Origin of the sequence: Amycolatopsis rifamycinica (assembly GCF_000695625.1) — a bacterium.
In the GTDB taxonomy this organism is placed as follows: domain Bacteria; phylum Actinomycetota; class Actinomycetes; order Mycobacteriales; family Pseudonocardiaceae; genus Amycolatopsis; species Amycolatopsis rifamycinica.
On record NZ_JMQI01000079.1, the window covers coordinates 298,252 to 317,501 of the forward strand.

At 72.5% G+C, this 19,250-nt stretch carries 15 protein-coding genes; 8 read left to right on the plus strand and 7 right to left on the minus strand.

Annotated elements, in window-relative coordinates:
- Positions 1 to 106 precede the first annotated feature (106 nt).
- Genes DV20_RS39860 through DV20_RS39880 form a run of 5 tightly spaced genes read left to right on the plus strand, consistent with a single transcriptional unit; the run spans position 107 to position 8,403 of the window.
- The gene (locus tag DV20_RS39860) at positions 107 to 1,306 is read left to right on the plus strand and encodes a hypothetical protein (RefSeq protein WP_043788745.1); all 1,200 of its coding nucleotides are present in this window, start codon (positions 107 to 109) and stop codon (positions 1,304 to 1,306) included.
- Between the two features lies 1 nt (position 1,307).
- Complete coding sequence (locus tag DV20_RS39865; protein ID WP_043788747.1) at positions 1,308 to 3,641, plus strand: glycosyltransferase; 2,334 nt, start codon at positions 1,308 to 1,310, stop codon at positions 3,639 to 3,641.
- Complete coding sequence (locus DV20_RS39870; RefSeq protein WP_235191136.1) at positions 3,638 to 4,906, plus strand: alginate O-acetyltransferase AlgX-related protein; 1,269 nt, start codon at positions 3,638 to 3,640, stop codon at positions 4,904 to 4,906. Before DV20_RS39865 ends, DV20_RS39870 begins: the two co-directional genes overlap by 4 nt.
- Positions 4,907 to 4,930: 24 nt before the next feature.
- Positions 4,931 to 6,049: a hypothetical protein gene (locus DV20_RS39875; protein ID WP_043788748.1), complete on the plus strand. Its 1,119-nt coding sequence runs from the start codon at positions 4,931 to 4,933 to the stop codon at positions 6,047 to 6,049.
- Positions 6,028 to 8,403, plus strand: coding sequence for a glycosyltransferase family 4 protein (locus DV20_RS39880; RefSeq protein WP_235191137.1), 2,376 nt, complete (start codon positions 6,028 to 6,030; stop codon positions 8,401 to 8,403). The genes DV20_RS39875 and DV20_RS39880 overlap by 22 nt, the downstream gene beginning before the upstream one ends.
- Before the next feature lie 64 nt (positions 8,404 to 8,467).
- Here DV20_RS39880 and DV20_RS39885 read toward each other — a convergent pair whose 3' ends face one another.
- The 4 genes from DV20_RS39885 to DV20_RS39900 form a co-directional block, all read right to left on the minus strand.
- Positions 8,468 to 9,397: an FkbM family methyltransferase gene (locus DV20_RS39885; RefSeq protein ID WP_043788750.1), complete on the minus strand. Its 930-nt coding sequence runs from the start codon at positions 9,395 to 9,397 to the stop codon at positions 8,468 to 8,470.
- Positions 9,398 to 9,595: 198 nt separating this feature from the next.
- Complete coding sequence (locus tag DV20_RS39890) at positions 9,596 to 10,264, minus strand: response regulator (protein WP_043788751.1); 669 nt, start codon at positions 10,262 to 10,264, stop codon at positions 9,596 to 9,598.
- Entirely contained in the window at positions 10,261 to 11,367 is a 1,107-nt protein-coding gene (locus DV20_RS39895; RefSeq protein ID WP_200876596.1) for a sensor histidine kinase, read from the minus strand. The genes DV20_RS39890 and DV20_RS39895 overlap by 4 nt, the downstream gene beginning before the upstream one ends.
- A gap of 66 nt (positions 11,368 to 11,433) precedes the next feature.
- Positions 11,434 to 12,267 (minus strand): helix-turn-helix transcriptional regulator, encoded by an 834-nt coding sequence (locus DV20_RS39900; RefSeq protein WP_043788753.1) that lies wholly within the window; start codon positions 12,265 to 12,267, stop codon positions 11,434 to 11,436.
- A 102-nt stretch (positions 12,268 to 12,369) separates the two neighbouring features.
- Here DV20_RS39900 and DV20_RS39905 point away from each other — a divergent pair, with 102 nt between their 5' ends.
- Genes DV20_RS39905 through DV20_RS39915 form a run of 3 tightly spaced genes read left to right on the plus strand, consistent with a single transcriptional unit; the run spans position 12,370 to position 15,242 of the window.
- Entirely contained in the window at positions 12,370 to 13,794 is a 1,425-nt protein-coding gene (locus tag DV20_RS39905) for an MFS transporter (RefSeq protein ID WP_043788755.1), read from the plus strand.
- A 52-nt stretch (positions 13,795 to 13,846) separates the two neighbouring features.
- Complete coding sequence (locus DV20_RS39910; RefSeq protein ID WP_043788756.1) at positions 13,847 to 14,371, plus strand: RNA polymerase sigma factor; 525 nt, start codon at positions 13,847 to 13,849, stop codon at positions 14,369 to 14,371.
- Positions 14,364 to 15,242, plus strand: a complete 879-nt coding sequence (locus tag DV20_RS39915) for a VOC family protein (protein WP_043788758.1) — start codon at positions 14,364 to 14,366, stop codon at positions 15,240 to 15,242. Before DV20_RS39910 ends, DV20_RS39915 begins: the two co-directional genes overlap by 8 nt.
- Here DV20_RS39915 and DV20_RS39920 read toward each other — a convergent pair whose 3' ends face one another.
- The 3 genes from DV20_RS39920 to DV20_RS46885 are packed head-to-tail and all read right to left on the minus strand — an operon-like array spanning position 15,243 to position 19,233.
- Positions 15,243 to 16,997 carry a hypothetical protein gene (locus tag DV20_RS39920; RefSeq protein WP_051736322.1) on the minus strand — a complete coding sequence of 585 codons (1,755 nt, stop codon included), beginning with the start codon at positions 16,995 to 16,997 and terminating at the stop codon, positions 15,243 to 15,245.
- A gap of 55 nt (positions 16,998 to 17,052) precedes the next feature.
- Positions 17,053 to 18,819 (minus strand): gamma-glutamyltransferase family protein, encoded by a 1,767-nt coding sequence (locus DV20_RS39925; protein ID WP_043788760.1) that lies wholly within the window; start codon positions 18,817 to 18,819, stop codon positions 17,053 to 17,055.
- Between the two features lie 30 nt (positions 18,820 to 18,849).
- Positions 18,850 to 19,233, minus strand: coding sequence for a VOC family protein (locus DV20_RS46885; protein ID WP_235191138.1), 384 nt, complete (start codon positions 19,231 to 19,233; stop codon positions 18,850 to 18,852).
- Positions 19,234 to 19,250 lie beyond the last annotated feature (17 nt).

A 19,250-nucleotide genomic window follows, 5' to 3' on the forward strand; every position in this document is an offset into this window, starting at 1 on the left:
GACCTCCGCGAGCAGGGCTGAGTGCACAATGATGCGGGAGCTGGCTGGGCCGGCGACGCTGACGAGAAGGGGGCCCGCTTTGTCCTGGCAGGAGCAACTACGCCAGTTGGACGAGGAGCTGGCCGCGGGCCAGATCTCGGCCGACGACTACCGGCTGCGGCGGGACAGCGTCCTTTCCGCCGCCGTCAACGTCGATCCCCAGGCAGGCCAGTCCGGGGCCGGCGAGTCGGAAAGCACCCACATCATCGCCCCGGTGACCCCGCCGCCCGGCCAGCCGCAGGCCCCGGCCGCGCCGTCGGGCGACCAGACCCAGATCGTCAACACCGCCTTCGGCGACGGCGAACGCACCCAGGCCGTCGCGCAGGGCCCGGCCCCGCAGGGCTGGGCGCCGGCCGGCCAGGGCGACGCCGAGCGCACGCAGGTCGTGCCGGGGATGCCGCCGCAGGCCGCCGCCGGCGGGTTCCACCCGGGCGGCCACGGCTCGGGCGGCTTCCCCGCCCAGCAGCCGCAGTACGCGCCGCCGCCGCACATGTCCGGCCCCAACCAGCAGCTGCCGTGGGCGGCGCCCGCGCAGAACACCAGCACCCCGTGGGGCGGCTCGGACTTCCCCGCCGACACGAGCTGGGTCGGCCAGGGCCCGGAACCGTCGTTCGAGACGACCCCGGCCAAGGGCGGCAAGAAGGTCATCGCGATCGTCATCGCGGTCGTCGTGCTGGCCGGTCTCGGCGTCGGTGGCTACTTCCTCTTCTCCGGCAACGGCAACGGCAACGGCAACGAGCAGACGCCGCCGGTCGCGCAGTCCTCCACCGCGCCGCCGCCCCCGACCCAGAAGCCGAAGGACGACCTCGAGATCGCCAAGCTCCCTGGCGACGTCAAGGAAACCACCGACTTCGCCAAGTTCGACGACTTCGAGGCCCGCAAGGTCCTCACCGACGAGGAAAACGCCGCCCTCGCCGCGGCGAACCCGACCACCGCGCGGATGTCGGTGTCGAACCTGCCGTCCGGCGTGACCGTCGTCGTGGTCACCGCCAAGACCGCCGGCGCCGCGGCCGCCGCCAACGCGGTCGACAAGCTGGGGACGCTGCAGGCGAAGTACAAGCTCACCAAGTACACCGGCACGACGCCCCCGAACGTCGACGTCATGCAGCTCGTCAAGGAAGACGGCAGCGCCCTGATCCGGGCCCACTACGTGCACAAGCAGACCGTGGTCCGCGTGCAGGTGAACGGGGCGGACATGGCCGGCGTCTCCCAGGCCTTCGACGAGATCCTCGCGAAGCAGCTGGTAGAGCTGCCCGCCAACGGCTGACATGGCGGGTCGCCGGTTCGCCGCCTGCACCGTGGTCACCCGGGATCGCCTGGCCGCCGCCGAGGTGCTGGCCGCGTCGTACCGCGCGCACCACCCCGGCCACGAGTTCACCGTGCTCGTGGCCGACGGCGGCACCGTGCCCGGCGAGCTCGGCCTCGAGCCGGAGGAGTACTTCCGGCTGGTCACCTGCCACGCCGGTGCGGACCTGGCCGACGTCCTGCGGCCGCTGCTGCTGAACACGCTGCTGGAGCGGTTCGACGTCGCGGTGCTGCTGGACGCCGACATCGAGGTGCACGCGCCGTTCGAGGACGTCAGCGCGCTCGCGGCGGACCACGGCCTGGTCGTCGCGGCGGCGCTGCTGGCGCCGCTGCCGCAGGACGGTCTCGAACCCGCGGACGTCCCCGGCGTCTACGACGGCTTCCTCGCCGCCGGACCCGCCGCCCGGCCGTTCCTCGACCACTGGGCCGCACAGGCCCGGCGTCGCTCGCCGCACCGGAGCGAGGCGACCTGGCGGTGGCCGGACCTGCTCCCCGGCCCGTTCGAGCACCTCGTCGTGCGCGATCACGGGCTCGCCGTCGGCTACTGGAACCTGCACGAACGGTCGCCGTCCGAAAGCCGGTTCACTGCCTTCCGCGGCTACGATCCGGAAACGCCGTGGCTGCTGACGACGGACTGCGCGACGCGGCCGCGGGTGCGGCTCTCGGCGGACCCGGTGCTGCGCCGCCTGTGCGACGCCTACGGCGCCCGCGTCGGCCCGGCGCCCACCGGCGAGGGCCGGTTTTCCGTGCTGCCGGACGGATCCCCGCTCACGCCGCAGATGCGGCGGCTCTACCACGACGCCTGGCTGCGCACGGAAACGCCGGACCAGCCGGCCGAGAAGCTGCCGCCGCACCCCTTCGGCGACGACGAAGGCCGCGCGTTCCGGGCGTGGCTGGCCGCACCGGCGAACCCGGTCGACGCCGCCGGCGGGCTGACCCGGCTGGCGGCCGAGGTCTGGCGCAGCCGCGTCGACCTGCAGGCGGTCTTTCCCCACCCCCGCGGCGAAAGCGCGCCCGGTTTCCGGCAGTGGTGCGCGACCCACGGCGTCGCGGAGGGCCTGCTCCCGGAGTGGGCCCTGCCGGTGCCCGCCGCGACGCCGCTCGCGCCGGTCGGCGAGTTCGGCGTCAACGTCGTCGGCTTCCTGACCGCCGAGCTCGGGCTCGGCGAGATGGCCCGGCTGATCCAGCGGATGATCGTCCGGGCCGGCATCCCGATGGTGTCGGTCGTCGAGGAGCGGTCCATCGCCGGCTCGGTGCGCACCGGGCTCGCCGTGCCGGAAAGCGTTGGGCCGCCCCGGTTCGGGGTCAGCCTGCTGACGGTCAACTCCGACTTCACCCGGGTGGTCGTCGACAGCCACCCGGACGCCGCCGCCGGGCGCTACCGGATCGGGCTGTGGGCGTGGGAGCTCGAGGACTTCCCGGCCGAAATGCACGACGGGTTCGCCTTCGTCGACGAGATCTGGACGCCCAGCGAGTTCGCCACCCGGGCGATCGCCGCGCACTCGCCGGTCCCGGTCCGGACCATTCCGGTGCCGGTGCCCGACCCCGGCCCGGTCACGCGCGAACCGGGTCCGGGCCCGCGGTTCCTGTTCGTCTTCGACTTCAACTCGACCGGCGGCCGGAAGAACCCGTGGGGCGTGGTCGAGGCGTTCCGCCGCGCCTTCCCCGGCCGCGAAGACGTCCGGCTCGTGCTCAAGGCGACCAACGGGAACCGGAACACCGCGGCCGTCGAACGGCTGCTGCGCGCCATCGACGGCGACGCGCGGATCGAGCTCGTCGAGCGGTACCTCACGGCGGCCGAACTCGACGCCCTGTATGCCAGGACCGACGCCTACGTGTCACTGCACCGGAGCGAGGGGTTCGGGCTGACGGTGGCCGAGGCGATGGTCAGGGGGCTGCCGGTGATCGCGACGGACTACTCGAGCACGGCCGAGTTCTTCGGGCCGGAGCACGGCTGGCCGGTGCCGTACGAGCTGACGGACGTCGGCCCGGGCTGGCCGCCGTACCGCGGTGACGGCCGCTGGGCCGACCCGGACCTCGACGCGGCCGCCGAGGCCATGCGCGCCGTCGCCGCCGACCCGGCCGAAGCCCGCCGGCGCGGAGCCGCCGCCCGCGAGCACATCCTGCGCACGCACCCGGCCGACGTCACCGTGACGTGGCTGCGGGAGCGGCTCGAAGAAGCCCACCGGACCTGGCTCGCCCGGCAGGCGCCCGAGCCGCCGCCGCGGTCGCCGCTGGCCGCCCGGGCCCGGCGCCTGCTGCGGCCGGTGGCCCGCCGGATGCGGGTGACGTCGTGACGCGGCCCGGGGGTCCGCAGCAGACGATGCTGCCGGTCTACGAAGCCTTCCTGCCCCGCGAGCACGCCCTCTACCGGCCGCGGCACGGCGGGAAGCAGCTCGTCGCGCTGATCTGCGCGACCGTGTTCTTCCTGACGCCGAACCTGTCGGTCGTCTTCGGCGCACGGCCCGGCGAGTTCGAAAACCGGGCGCTGACGCCGTTCCCGAGCATCGGGCAGGGCTGGTCGTTCTTCCCGCAGCTGGGCAACTGGGCCACCGACCACCTGGTGCTGCGCGAGCAGGCGGTGCACGCCGCCGACGGCATCAGCCGCGGGGTGTTCGGCGAACCGCCGCCGCTGAACCAGGAACACCAGCAGGGTCCGCTGCAGGTGCCGGGCGACACCAAGCTCGACCCGCGGCAGTTCCCCACCGTCATCGAGGGCAAGGACGGCTGGCTCTACCTCGGCGACGAGGTCACCAGCCACTGCGTGCCGACCGAAAACCTGGACACGACGTTCGACCGGCTGCGCCGCTTCCGCGACGGGATCGAGGCGTCCGGCCGCCAGCTGGTCGTCGTCATCGCGCCGGACAAGGCGACCATGGTGCCGCAGCACCTCCCCGACACCTACCTAGGCAAGGACTGCCACGACGCCGTCCAGAACGACTTCTGGCGCCGGGTCGACGCCGAGAACTTCATGGTCGACCTCCGCGGACCCCTGCAGGACTGGGCCAACCGGAAGGGCCAGCCGCTCTACGGCCCGCTGGACGCCCACTGGAACGACGAAGGCGCGATCACCGCGGTCCGCGAGGTCACCGAGCGGCTGCGGCCGGGCATCACCGGGAGCTGGCGCGTCCAGCCGAAGGAGAACTGGCAGCTGCCGGCCGACCTGCCGCGGCTGATCGGCCGGACCGGGCTCACCGACGGCACGCACTACGCGCTCATGCCCGACGGCCGGACCGACCTGACCCGCACGATGCCCGCCGACTACATCCCGCCGGTGCACACCGACACCGCGACCGGGACGGGCACCTACGGCCTCCGCACGGCGTGGCTCGGCGACTCGTTCACCATCCGCACCCTGCCGTACATGGCCGCCACCTTCCGCGACCTGACCGCCATGCACTACAGCACGTCCGACCAGGACCGCGGCGCCGCGATCGGCGAGCTGCTCGGGCGCAGCGACGTCGTGGTGCTCGAGTTCGCCGAACGCGGGCTCATCGCCGGGGCCGCGTCGATGCTGACGCCGGCCGTGCAGCAGAACATCTTCCGCGAGCTCAACCGATGACCGCGCCGAACTGTGGGACTGTGCATGTCTTCTGACCAGCTGGCCGCCGCGCTGGCCCGCCTCGACGAACACCGCGAGCTGCACCTGCCGCTGCGCCGGACCGACCTGCTCGGGCGGCTGGCCCTGCGGTTCCTGTGGAAGCGCCAGGTGAAGTGGCAGATCGAGGCCAACCTGGCCATCCGGGACGCGCTCGCCGCCGTCCACCACACGCAGCGCGAGCTGCCCGCCGACGCCGTCCGCCACGCCGAGCTGGCGCACGAGGTCGAGCAGCTGCGGCAGCAGGACCGGACCATGACCGCCGGTCTGAACCAGCGGCTGTACGCGGGTCTCGGCCGGATCGAATCGCAGCTGTCCGAGCTGAAGCTGCAGCAGGCGGAGACGGCCGAGCAGGGCGACGACACCGAGCTGCGGCTGAAGGCGCTCGAGGCGCAGGTCGCGGCGCTGACGTCGGCGTCGGTCGACGTCCGGCTCCGCCACGCCCAGCTGGACATCGCCCTCGACCGCGTCCGGACCGGCAAGGCCGTCACCGAGGTCGCCGCGGACGTCGCCGATCGCGAATCGTTCCTGGAACTGGCGCTCTCGCAGCTGCTCGACGGCCCGGAAGGCCGGGTGCGCGAGGCCCGCAAGAGGCACCTGCCGCTCATCACGGCGGCGCGCGAAGCCGGCGCGACCGGCCCGGTGTTCGACGTCGCCCCGGGCCGCGGCGAATGGCTCGAGGTGCTGCGCTCGGCGGAACTGCCGTACCTGGCGGCGTCGGGCAACAAGCTGGTCCGGCAGCACTGCGCGGGGCTCGGCCTCGACGTCGGCGCGCAGGAGCCCCTGGAAGCGCTGGCGGCACTGCCGTCCCGCTCGATCGGCGCGGTGACCGCGTTCCGGTTCGCCGAACGCCTGACTCCCGACGCTCTCGCGCGCTTCGCCGACCTCGCCGCGACGGCGCTGCAGCCCGGCGGCGTCCTGCTGATCGAGGCCCCGGGGGCCGAGGCCGTGACGGAGTTCCAGCTCGACCCCTTCGTGCAGAAGCCGTTGCACCCGGTCTACCTCCGGTTCGTCGCCGAGGCGGCGGGCTTCCCGGAGGTCGAGGTCCGCGAGGTGGCCGCGGCCGACGGTCTGGGTGAGCGCCTGTGCCTGATCGCCCGGCGATGACCGCCCGCGCCACGATGTGGACCCCGCTGCCGCCCCGGACCAGCGGGATCGCCGACTACAGCTACCACCTCACCGAGGCCCTGTCCGAGCTGCTCGACGTCGCCGCGATGGCCGACGCGCCGGGCGCCCGGGTGCCCGCCCGGGTCCGGCTGCTCGGCCCGGACGAGCCGAGCGAAGGCGTGCCGGTCTACCACGTCGGCAACCACGCCGGTGTCCACGGCGAGATCTACCGCCGGGCGATCGAGGCGCCGGGGGTCGTGGTGCTGCACGACCCGTCCCTGCTCGACTTCCACGCCGGGATCCTGGGCAGCGTGGCGTCCGAGGCGTTCCGCGAAGAGGTGCGGTACGCGCACGGGCCGATCTGGGGCCACCAGCACGACCCGGCGCTGCTGCACGGCCTGCCGGCCATCGAGGTCGACGGGGTCAAGACCCTCGACCACGCGACGCTGACCCTGGAACGCCGGCTCGTCACGACCAGCCGCGGGGTCGTCGTGCACGACCCGCACACCGCGGAGTTCCTGCGGGCGCGGTACCCCGGGATCCCGGTGCACGCCGTGCCGCACGGCGCCCTGCTGCCCGACCCCGCACGCCGCGAACCGGTGCGGGCCGGGCTGGGCTGGACCGACGACCAGGTCGTCTTCGGCGTCTTCGGCAGCCTGGCCGGGCACCGGCGGGTGACGGCCGCCGTGCTGGCCTTCGCCGAACTGCGCCGCCGCTGGCCGAACGCGCGGCTGCTGATCGCCGGCCACGCCGGCGACCCGGTGCTGCTCGGCCAGGTGCGCCAGGTCGTCGCGGCCAGCGGGTTCCCCGAGTCCGTCCACTTCGAACTGTCGCCGGCGGAGGACCGCCTCGACGACCTGATCCTGGCCGCGGACGCCGTGATCAGCCTGCGCTGGCCCACCGCGGGCGAGACCAGCGGCACGATGCTGCGGGCGTTCGGCGCCGGGCGCGTGGTGATCACCAGCGACCTGCCGCAGCACCGGCACTACGACCCGGCGTTCTGCTGGACCGTGCCGACGTCGCCGTCGGGCGAGGCGGCCGAGCTGTACCGGCTGCTGGAACACGCGATGTGCTGGCCGGAGGAGCTGCGCGCGGCCGGCGAGCTCGCGCGGAAGTGGACCGGGGAGAACGCCACCTGGCCGATCGCGGCCCAGGGCTACGCCGAGGCGATCGCGGCGGCGGAGAACTTCGTCGTGCCACCGGAAACGCCGCGGCACGGGGTGAACGTCTTCGCCGACGTCCGCGCGACCACCGGGCTGTCCGAGTCCGCTCGCCGGTACGTGCAGGCCATGGCCGCGAGCGGCACCGCGATGACGTTCACGGAGTTCAACAGCCAGGCGCCGTTCCGCACGATCGAGGTGCCGCCGGAGATCACCGCCCTGCGCCGGGGCAAGGAGTTCGACGTCGACCTGTGGATCGTCAACGTCAACGAGTGGCAGCTGATCCCGGAGCACGCGCTCGACCGCTACACGATCGCCGTGTGGGCGTGGGAGCTGCCGGAACCGCCGGTGCACGCGCTGCCGCACCTGCCGGGCATCGACGAGCTCTGGCTGATCTCCCAGTTCGTTTCGGACTCCTTCCGCACGGTGACCGACATCCCGATCACCGTGGTGCCCAACGTCGTGCCCCAGGCGCCGAACGTCACGGGTGACCGCGCGAAGTTCGGCCTGCCCGAGGACGGCCTGATCGTGCTGTTCACGTTCAGCGCCTCGTCGAGCGACGCCCGCAAGAACCCGTGGGCGGTGATCGAGGCGTTCCGCCGGGCGTTCCCGCCGGAGGAGCGCGGCACGAAGGCGCACCTGGTGCTCAAGGCCAACGACCTCCAGCGCTTCCCGGACCTGGACGCCACGCTGAGCGCGGCGGTCGCCTCGGTGGGCGGAACGCTGCTGCGGCGCGAGATGTCCCGCGCGGACATGGACACGCTGCTGGCCACCTGCGACGTCTACACGTCGCTGCACCGCTCGGAGGGTTTCGGGCTCGGCATGGCCGAAGCGATGGCGATGGGCAAGCCGGTGGTGGCGACCGGGTTCGGCGGCAACATCGACTTCATGCCCCCGGGCGCGGCGGCGGTCGTCGGCTACCACGCCCGGCCGATCACCCCGCACGACCACAAGTTCGGCGCCGAGTTCGGCGACTGGTACACGACCGGCCAGCTGTGGGCGGACGCGGACGTCGAGCAGGCCGCCCGCTGGCTGCGCAAGCTCGCCGACAGCCCCCGGCTGCGCGCCGAAATGGGCGCGAAGGCGATCGAGGCGATCCGGGGCTTCTGCAGCCCCGCGGCGGTCGCGAAGGTGATCAACCGGCGGCTCGCGGAGCTGGCCCGCGACGGCGCCCGCCCGCGCGTGCGCCGCTGACCCCAGCTCCAAGCGCCCAGAGTGGGGTGGCACCTCGGGCGCGCCCCCCGCACTCGGGCGGCGGTCAGGGGAGGCGGAGGCCGAGCTGGGCTTCCAGCTCGGCCACGCGGTGTTCCAGGGCCGCGGCCCGGCGACGGCTCTCCTCGGCGGTGCGGCCCGCCTGCGCCAGCTCGCGCCGGGCCTCTTCCAGCTCGAGCCCGAGTTCGGTGCGGGCGCGCTGGGCCTCGGCCACGGTCTGCTCGAGCCGCCGGATGTACCCGACCTCGGCGGGACGGCTCGCCTGCGCCGCGGCGAACTCTTCGCGCAACCGGGCGTGCTCGTACGGCACGTACTCGTCGAACACGTTGGCCGGCGCCGACAGTGCCGCCAGGACGTCGGCGTCGCCGGCCTGGCCGTAGAAGCGGTTGAGGCCGTCGAACAGCGCGCACCGGTAACCCGCGTCGAGGAGCATCGGCTCCCACTGCTCGTGGGTCGGCTTCGGGGAGCCGGGTTCCGTCGCCTCGACGACGAGCACCCGCGGCCGGTGGCGGGTCCAGTCCGCGCCCTCGATCACCGCGCGCTCGGCGCCTTCGACGTCGATCTTCAGGAAGTCGACCTGGCCCGGGTGGGCGTCGAGGAGAGCGGCGAGCGTGGTCAGCTCCACCTCGACCGCGCCCACCTGCCAGCGGCGGTCGTCGCGGTAGCGGACGGCGAGGTCGTCGTCGAGGGTCGACCAGCCCCACTCGTCCTCGACGACGTGCAGTTTCGCGGTTCCGGGGGCCGCGCCGACCGCGACCTGGAGCGTGAGGTCGTCCGGGCGGGCATTGCGCAGTTCGCGGGCCTTGGCCGGGATCGGCTCGACATTGATGCCCCGCCAGCCGAGGTCGTAGAAGTGCTTGGTGACCGACGCGACCACGGGATCGCCGGCGCCGAGGTCGACGTAGCGCCCCGAGACCTGTCCCGCGAAGACGCGGGCGAGGACGACGTCTTCCGCGTTCTGCGCGTACGAAATCACCCGCCGAGGATAGCCGGGGAGCCCACCGCGCTTAGCCCGAAGGTGTGACTTCCGCCGTGTCGGTGAACGCTTTCCCCCTCTCGGACGCCCTAGTGAGCAGAGCATCGGCCGGGAGAGGAGGCGCCGTGATCTGGATCTGCCTGGTCGGCGTCCTCGCCGTGGTGTTCCTGGTGCGGGCGGTCCGTGTGGTGCGCCGGGTCAGGCGGGGCGACGCGGTGTGACGAGCCCCGACTCGTAGGCCAGCACCACCAGCTGGGCGCGGTCCCGCGCGCCGATCTTCGTCATGATGCGGCTGACGTGGGTGCGCGCCGTCGCCGTCGAAATCACCAGGTGGGCGGCGATTTCGTCGTTCGACATCCCGCCCGCGACCAGGCCGAGCACTTCGCGCTCGCGATCGGTGATCTCGCGGACGGCGCTGGTGTCGATGCGCCGGTTCTCCGGGCGCCCGACGAACTCCTGGATCAGCCGGCGGGTGACCGTCGGCGCCAGCAGCGCCTCCCCGCTCGCGACGACCCGCAGCGCGCGCAGCAGTTCCACCGGCTCGGTGTCCTTCAGCAGGAACCCGCTGGCGCCCGCGCGCAAGGCTTCGTAGACGTACTCGTCGACGTCGAAGGTGGTCAGGACCAGCACCTTCGTCCCGGCGAGATCCGGGTGGGCGGTGATCCGCCGGGTCGCTTCGAGGCCGTCGACACCGGGCATCCGGACGTCCATCACGACGATGTCGGGGCGGTGCTCGATCGCGCCGGCGACCGCCTGCTCGCCGTCCCCGGCCTCGCCGACGACCTCGAAGCCGTCTTCGGTCTCCAGCAGCACGCGGAACCCGGCGCGGACCAGGACCTGGTCGTCGGCCAGCAGGACGCGGATCATGCTTCCCCCTCGATCGGTAGCTCGACGCACACTTCGAACCCGCCGCCGACCGGGCCGGCGGTGCACCGCCCGCCGAGCGCCGCGGCGCGTTCGCCCATCCCCCGCAGGCCGTGGCCCGGGGCCGGCTGCGCGGTGCCGCGGCCGTCGTCACGCACTCTCATCGTGAACGCGCCGGGACGGCGTTCGAACCGGACGTCGACGTGTTCCGGCCGGTCGGCGTGCCGGACGACGTTGGTCAGCGACTCCTGCAGGATCCGGTAGGCGGCGGCGTCGACCGGGGCCGGGAGGTCGCCGGGTGTGCCGTGGACGTCGACCGTGAGCCCGGCGTCGCGGGCGTGGTCCAGCAGCTCGCCCGCCTGGGCGAGGCTGGGCGCGGGCGCCTTGTCCTCCCCGGACCGCAGCACGGCCAGGGTCGCGCGCAGGTCCTTGAGCGCGGACGCGCTGGCCGCCTTGATGTTGAGCAGCGCTTCCTTCGCCTGTTCCGGGCGCCGGTCGGCGACGTGCGCGGTGACGCCCGCCTGGACGTTGATCATCGCGAGGCTGTGCGCGACGACGTCGTGGACTTCGCGGGCGATGCGCAGCCGCTCCTGCTCCGCGAGCCGGTGGCGGTGCTCGTCGGCCTGCTCGCGGCGGGCGGCGAGGGCGTCGAGCTGGTACCGGACGGCGGTCCCGACCCCGATGACGGCGGTCAGCCAGACGACGAGGAACGCGGCCCCGGTTTCCAGGGCGAACGACCTGGTCAGGACGACGTGCACGACGTAGGCGGCGGCGAGCGCGGCCACGCCGGTGCTGCCCGCGACGAGCGGCCCGCGCTGCCGGGTCAGCACGAACAAGGCGATGGTCGGCACCAGGATGACCGGCCCGCCGGGCAGGCCGGAGGTGTAGTACCCGAACGCGGAAGCCGAGGTCAGCAGGAAGAGCGTCAGCGGGAAGCGGTGAACGACCAGCAGGACCAGCCCGGTGGCGGCGAGCCACGCGGCCGAGAGCGGGGTCATCGGCGCGGCGCCGGACTGCCAGCGCGACGCACCGCTGGTCGCCCCGAGCACGAAGGCGGTGACGACGACGGTGCGCACCACACGCCACACCCACGGCGGCCATCTCATGCCGCGAAGCTACCGGTCGCGGCCGGGCCGCGCGTCCGTCTCGGAGCGCATGGCCGGCGTACGTCGTCAGTCGAAGACGAGCGGCAGCTTCGCCGCCGTTTCCTCGTCGGCCGGGGTGTAGGTCGACATGGTGATCTCGGAGCGGCGGCCGTAGTAGAGGTAGGTGAAGTTGAACTGCAGCAGCCCGACGTCCGGGTGCAGGTACCGCTTGGTGCGGATCGGCTCGGAGTTGACGTCGTGGTGCGGCCACAGCTCGGCGAACAGCGGCGACTCCGCTTTGAGGCGCTTCACCAGCTGCTTCCACGCTGGCTCGGCGACGTGGTCGGCCATCGCCGCGCGGAAGGAGGCGATCACGCGCGGGATGTTGGCGTCCCAGTCGAGCATGCGTTTGCGCCACTCGGGGTTGAGCAGGCACTGGACCAGGGTGTTGCGGTCGCCGAACGGGATGGCGTCGACGTCGCCCATCAGCCAGGTGTAGCCGCGGTTGTAGCCCAGCAGGTCGCAGCGGGCGTTGCGGATCGCGACCGGGTACGGCTCCAGCTTCTTGAGCATGAGCTCCATCGCCGGCGTGATGACCTGGCAGTCCTTCTCGCGCTCCGGCTCGGGCGCCCCGGCCAGGCGGAACAGGTGGACGTGCTCGTGCGGGTCGAGCCGCAGCGTGCGGGCGATCGCCTGGAGGACCTGCTCGGACGCGTTGATGTCCCGGCCCTGCTCGAGCCAGGTGTACCAGGTGACCCCGACGCCGGCGAGCTGCGCGACCTCTTCGCGGCGCAGCCCCGGCGTCCGGCGGCGGCCCACGATCGGCAGGCCGACCTGCTCGGGCGTGATCCGCTCGCGACGGCTGCGCAGGAACCTCGCCAGCTCCTGGCGGCGCAGGTCCGATTCGACGGCGGTGGTCATGGTGCCAGGATGACACGCTCCCGAAACTGGTACCAGGTAGTGGCTGGTACCTGGATAAACAGCAACTGGTACCAGGTTCCAACGCGGTCGATCGTAGTACCCATGACCACGACCGAACTCGCGCCGGAAACCACCGGCGCTCCCACCCGGCCGGGACTGACCCCCGCCGGCCTGGTCACGGTGCTGCTGGGGGCGGCACTGCCGATCATCGACTTCTTCATCGTCAACGTCGCCCTGCCGACGATCGACGCCGACCTGCACGCGTCCACCGCCACCCTGGAACTGGTGGTCGCGGCCTACGGCATCGCGTACGCGGTGCTCCTGGTGGTCGGCGGGCGTCTCGGCGACTCGTTCGGCAGGCGGCGGCTGTTCGTCACCGGCCTCTGGCTGTTCACCCTGACGTCCCTGGCCTGCGGCATCGCCCCGACGGCCGGCACGCTGGTGGTGGCCCGCGCCGCGCAGGGGGCGGCGTCGGCCCTGCTGCTGCCGCAAGTGCTTTCGATCATCCAGGCGACGACTTCGGGCGAGAAGCGGTCACGCGCGCTGGGCCTCTTCGGCGCGACGGGCGGCATCTCGTCGGTGGTCGGTCAGCTGCTCGGCGGCGGGCTGGTGGCGGCCGACCTGTGGGGCACCGGCTGGCGGCCGATCTTCCTGGTGAACGTGCCGATCGGCTTGGTGGTGCTGGTCATGGCCCGCAAGCTGCCGGAGAGCCGCGCGCACAACCCGCTGGGCGTCGACCGGCTCGGTACCGCGCTGCTGGCCGTGACGCTGCTGTCGTTGCTGATCCCGCTGATGGAGGGCCGCGCGCTGGGCTGGCCGGTCTGGAGCATCGCGCTGCTGATCGTGTCGCCGGTGGCGGCGGTGGCCTTCGTGCACGTCGAACGTCGGTTGGAGCGCAACGGCGGAACCCCGCTGCTGCCGCCGTCGGTGATGCGGCTGCCGAGCGTGCGGCGGGGTCTGATGGTGGCCGTGCCGTTCTTCGGCGCCTTCGGCTCGTTCATGTTCGTCTTCGCGATGACGCTGCAGGAGGGTCTGCACTTCGGCCCGCTGGGTGCGGGCGGCGCGCTGACCCCGCTGGCGGTCGCGTACTTCACGGTGTCGATGCTGAGCAGCCGGCTGGTGGCCCGCTACGGCCAGAAGGTCGTCCCGCTCGGCGGCGCGATCACGGCGACGGGCATGGTGGCGCTGCTCTGCACGACGCTGTCGGCCTGGCCGCACGTGACGATCCTCGAACTGGCCCCGTCGATGGTGGCGATCGGCGTGGGGAACGCCCTCGCGATGACGACGCTGTTCCGGATCGTGCTGTCCCACGTGCCGACCGACCTGGCCGGCGTGGGGTCGGGCGTGATGACGACGAACCAGCAGACATCGCTGGCTCTGGGCGTGGCGACGCTGGGCAGCCTGTACGCGGCGCTTTCGGCCTCCCTGGGCAGCCGGGACGCGTTCGCGCTGGTCATCGGCGCGGTGGCGGTGCTGGCGGCGATCGTCGCGATCACCGGCCGGCGGCTGCCGGACCCGCGCGCGTAGAAATCCCGGATTCACCCGTCGGAAAATCAGCGCGCCGGACGACTATGAAGGTGTGACGGAACCTCGGGTGCGACCGGACCCGGCCTTCGCGCTGCTCGGGCTCTACGAGACCGCGCTGCCGGAGGTCTACGGGTACCTGCTGTCCCGGTGCGGTGACCGCACGCTCGCCGAGGAACTGACGTCCGAGACGTTCCTCGGGGCGGTCGCCGCCTGTCGCAAGGAGTACGCGCCTCCGGTGAGCACCGGGTGGCTGATCGGGGTGGCCCGGCACAAGCTCGCCGACCACTGGCGGCGGCTGGAGCGCGAGGAACGCGGGCTGCGGCTCGTCCACGACAGCGAGCCGGACGTCGACGACCCGTGGGACGAGCAGCTCGACGCGCTGCGGGCGAGACAGGTGCTCGAGTCGCTCGGGCCGCACCACCGGGCCGCGCTGACGCTGCGGTACGTCGACGGCCTCGGTGTTCCCGAGGTCGCCGGCCACCTGGGGCGCAGCGTGCACGCCACCGAGGCGTTGCTCGTCCGGGCGCGGGCCGCGTTCCGGCGCGCTTACCAGGAGAAGGAGGGTCGCGATGCCTGAGCCGTTCGACGCGCTTCGCCGTCCCTCCGAGCGGGTGGCGCCCGATCCGGACTTCGCCGCCGAACTGCGCGACGACCTGCGTCGCGCCATCTTGAACGGAGCCGGCATGACGACCACCGAGACCCCCGCGGCCGCCGCGGAACTTCGCTCCCTGACGCCCTACCTGGCCGTGTCCGACGCCCGGGCGGCGCTCGACTTCTACGTCGAGGTCTTCGGCGCGGTCCGCCGCGGCGAGCCGATGCTGATGGACGACGGCCGCGTCGGGCACGCGGAGCTGGCCATCGGCGACGCCGTGCTGATGCTGGCCGAGGAGTACCCGGAGATCGGGCACGTGGCTCCGCGCGAGGGAGGCGCGTCGGTGCGGGTGGAGGTCCCGGACGTCGACGCGAGCGTGGCCCGGGCGCTGGAGCTGGGCGCGACGCTGATCCGCGCGGTGAGCGACTCGCCGTACGGCCGCGGCGGCTCGTTCCGTGACCCGTTCGGCCAGCGCTGGCTGGTCTCGCAGGCGGCGACCCCGGCCGCGGGACCGAAGCCCGCCCGGCACGGCCAGGCCATGTACTTCACGTTCCAGGTCCCGGAGGCCGAGCCCGCGAAGTCGTTCTACGGCGCGGTGCTGGGCTGGCAGTTCACGCCCGGCTCGGTGTCCGACGCGTGGGGCTTCGCCGGTCCGGGTCTCGAAGGCGGGTTGTGGGCCGGAGACCGTCAAATCGGCTGGAAGCTGATGTACGCGGTCGACGACCTCGAGTCGGCGTTGACGCGGGTGCGGGCGCAGGGCGGCCGGGCGGGCGAGGTCGAGCAGCACCCGTACGGCACGACCGCCGACTGCACCGACAACCAGGGCATCGAATTCTGGCTCTGGCAGAAGCCGTGATCACCCCAGGGTGAACACGACCACGTCGTTGGACTCCACCTTGGTCAGCGGCAGGCCGGCGGTCGGCCGCTGGAGGATGCCGACCGCGCCCTCCATGGACTTCACGACGACGACCTTGCGGATGCCGTACCGCTTGAAGACGTCGATGCTGTGCTTGTCCGGGAACGTGGCCGACGAGTCCTGCATGTCGTGGAACTGGGGCCCGTAGTTGCTGGCCGTGCCGTTGGCCGTCGTCGGGAAGCCTTCGGTGGACCACAGCTGGTACTTGAAGTTGCTCCACAGGTCCATCGGCAGCAGCGCGATCGGTTCCTTCGTGGTCGTGAACACCTGCTTGACGTCCGGCGGGATGCCCGGGTTTTCGACCTGCTGCCAGCGCGGGATGCCTTCGATCAGCGCGAAGAACGCCGGGAACATCATGTAGAACGCGATGACCTGCCGCGCCATCCGGGTGTTCTCGTCGATCAGCCGGTAGAGCCGGGTGACCAGGCCGGCCGCGAGGAGCGCCAGGCCGAGGGTGACCCACATGATCATCCGGCCCGGCGTGCGCATGGCGTCCCAGCCGGGCAGGAAGTTCCAGAACAGCCAGTAGAGGCCGCCGCCGAACAGGGTCGTGCCGAGCGAGAGCAGGACGTTGAAGGCCACGAACACGCCGAGGAAGACGCGGACCCGCCAGGTCCAGGCGCTGAGGAACAGGCCGGCGATCCCCAGCACCGCCACGACCAGTCCCGGGAACAGCAGCATCTCGCCGGCGCCCTCCTGCGGGAGCGCGGCCTCGTTGTTGAAGAACGTCTCGAGCCACACCCACGTCTCGTACGGCGCGGTCCACAGGCCGTTGACGGGGGGCGAGAAGACTTCGACTTCGCGCCAGGTGCGCGTGAAGCCGTACTCCGAGCGCACCCGCAGGAACGGGACCACCAGCCACCAGACGATGCCGAGGAACGCCACCACGCCCACGACGTTCGCGATGACCATCCGACGGCCCAGGCGCCAGGCGTAGAGCGCGATCGCGATGCCGACCAGAGCCATCAGGTAGACGAAGGGCAGCCCGATCGCCCACCCGATGCTGACCTGCCAGGCGGCGAGGAGCCAGCCGGCGACGACCCAGCGCGGCTTGGTCTCGCCGCGCTCGCCGCGGAAGGTGAAGCCGTGGCCCTTGGCCAGCGCCCAGAGGGCCAGCGCGATCCCGCCGGTGGACAGCACGTTCAGGTGGGCGATGTGGCTGAGCCGCCACGGCGCCCACGCCCACACGACGCCGGCCAGCAGCGCGCCCTGCCAGTTGCTGCCGAGCTGCTTGGCCAGCAGGTACGCGCCGGCGAAGGCCAGCGCGAAGCAGAAGACGAAGAGGAGGTTGTAGAGGAAGACGTTGGCGTACTGGCCGTCGCCCGCGAAGACGCTGAAGGGAAGGTAGCCGAGCAGCGTCTCGCCGAACGCGTAGTTGTCGGCCGCGGGGTAGAACTGGTTCGACGTCCAGAAGTCGCCGCCGTGGGTCAGCCAGTGGTGCTGCCAGCCGAGTTCCCACACCCAGAGCAGCGGATCGCCGAGCCCGCCGGTGAGCAACGACTTCGGGTGCGTGACGATCCGGTGGTTGAAGACCAGCGAAATCGCCAGGCCGACGTAGAAGGCGATCAGGCCTTCGCTGATGAGCAGCCGGCCGGACCACAGTGCCGCCTTGCGGCCGTCGAACCGGCGGCCGGACGCCCGCGGCGCCTGCTCGGCGGGCGGCGAAACGGTCTCTTCGGCCGTGGCTCCTTCCACGTCCTGCCCCCTTAGTGGTTGGTTGGGGGCAGCCTACCTGCGCTGTTCCGCTGCCCTAACGGCCCGCCGCGTAGCCCTGCATCCCGCGGGCGTTGGCCGCCGCCCGGAGGAGGCCGCCCGTGCGGGACACCGCCGAGAGGCGGCCCAGCGCCCAGTCGCCCGCGTCGACCACCGCGTGGCCGCGCTCGCGCAGGGCGTCCAAAGTGGACGAGCCGAGCCGGGACTCGGCCACCAGTTCGCGCGGGTTCCACGCGCGCGGGTAGAACGAGCTCGGGAACGCCGTCGTGTGCCAGGCCGGGGTGTCGATCGACTCCTGGAGGTTCAGGCCGCCGTAGACGTGGGCGAGCCAGAAACACAGCTGCCACTGGTCCTGCTGGTCGCCGCCGGGGGTGCCGAAAGCCAGCGTCGGGACGCCGTCGCGCAGGGCGAGGGACGGTGACAGCGTGATGCGGGGGCGCTTGCGCGGGGCCAGCGAGTTCGGCAGGCCCTGCTCCAGCCAGAACATCTGGCCGCGGGAATCCAGGCAGAAGCCCAGCGACGGGATCGCCGGGCTCGACTGCAGCCAGCCGCCGGACGGGGTGAGCGAGACGAGGTTGCCCGCCGCGTCGACGACGTCGAGGTGCACCGTGTCGCCGCGGGTCTGGCCCTGGGGGCCGACCGTCGGCTCGCCCGTGGCGCCGTCGCCCGCTTCGAGGCCCCGCAGCGAATCCAGGATCGCCGGGAGACGTGCCGGGCCGCGGGCGTCACCCGGACGCAGGTCGGGGGACGCCGTGTCGGTGATCAGTGCTCGCCGGGCGTCCGTGTACGCCGGCGAGAGCAGCACGTCCAAGGGCACGTCGGTGTCGCCGTACCAGGCCTCGCGGTCGGCGAAGGCCAGCTTCGCCGCTTCGGTCGCCAAGTGCACCGTGCGCTCCGACGGAATCCCGTCCACATAGGACAGGTCGTCGCGGAAGCCGTGCAGCAGCAGCGCCTGCTGCAGCAGCGCGGGTCCCTGCGTCCAGCCGCCCAGCTTGACCAGGCGCCAGTCGCCGACGTCCACGAACGCCGGGTCCTCGTACGACGCCGACCACGACGCCAGGTCGTCGCCGGTCAGCAGGCCCGCGTGGTCGCGGCCGGAGTCGTCGCGGAAGGCCTGGCGGCTGAATTCCTCGATCGCTTCGGCGACGAAGCCCTGCGACCAGGCCCGACGCCCCGCGTCGATCTGCGCTTCCCGTCCCGTGACGGACTCGGCCTCCCGCAGCAGCCGCTCCCAGGTGCCGGCCAGAGCCGGGTTCCGGTGCAGGCCGGACGCCGGCTTGCCGTCCGGCATCCAGAGCGCCGCCGACGTCGGCCAGTGCTCGGCGAACAGCCGCTCGACGGCGCGGATCGTGTCGCCGACCCGCGACACCAGCGGGACGCCGTTGCGCGCGTAGCCGATGGCGTACTTCAGCACCTCGCGAAGCGGCTTCGTGCCGTAGTCGCGAAGCAGCAGGAGCCAGCCGTCCCAGGCGCCCGGGACGGTTGCCGGGAGCAGGCCGCTGCCCGGGATCAGGTCCAGCCCCAGCGACGCGAAGTGCTCGGGCGTGGCCCCCGCGGGCGACGGGCCCTGGCTCGCCAGTGCCCGCGGGGTCGGGTCGTCCGCCGTCACGAAGAGGCCGGGCACCTGCCCCGCCGGGCCGCACAGGTGCGGCTCGGCGACCTGCAGGACGAAGCCGGCGGCGACCGCCGCGTCGAACGCGTTGCCGCCGTCCTCCAGCACCGCCATCCCGGTGGCCGAAGCCAGCCAGTGCGTCGATGCCACCATCCCGAAGGTGCCGGTCAGCTCCGGCCTCGTCGTGAACATGCCCCGATAGTACGCATTGCTAAGGAAATGTCACCAGGACGCGGGACGCCGCCGGTCCGGCTCGTACGGCTGCGTGATGATTTCCATCCCGTTGCCGCCGGGATCGAGGAAGTAGACGCCACGGCCGCCGTGGTTGTGGTTGATTTCGCCGACCTGCTTTCCCATCGGATCGGCGTGGTAGGTCACGCCGGTTTCGACGAGCCGCGCGAAGACGGCGTCGAAGTCGTCCTCCGGAACCAGGAAGCAGTAGTGCTGCAGGCGCAGGTCCTCTTCGGGGATGGTCGCGAAGTCCAGCCGGACGCCGTTGCGCGTCTCGACGGGGATGAACGGACCCCATTCCTCGCCGACTTCGAGGCCGAGCAGGTTCGCCAGGAATTCGGCGGATTCCCGGTTGTTCCGGGACGGGACGATCAAATGGTTCAATTCAACGG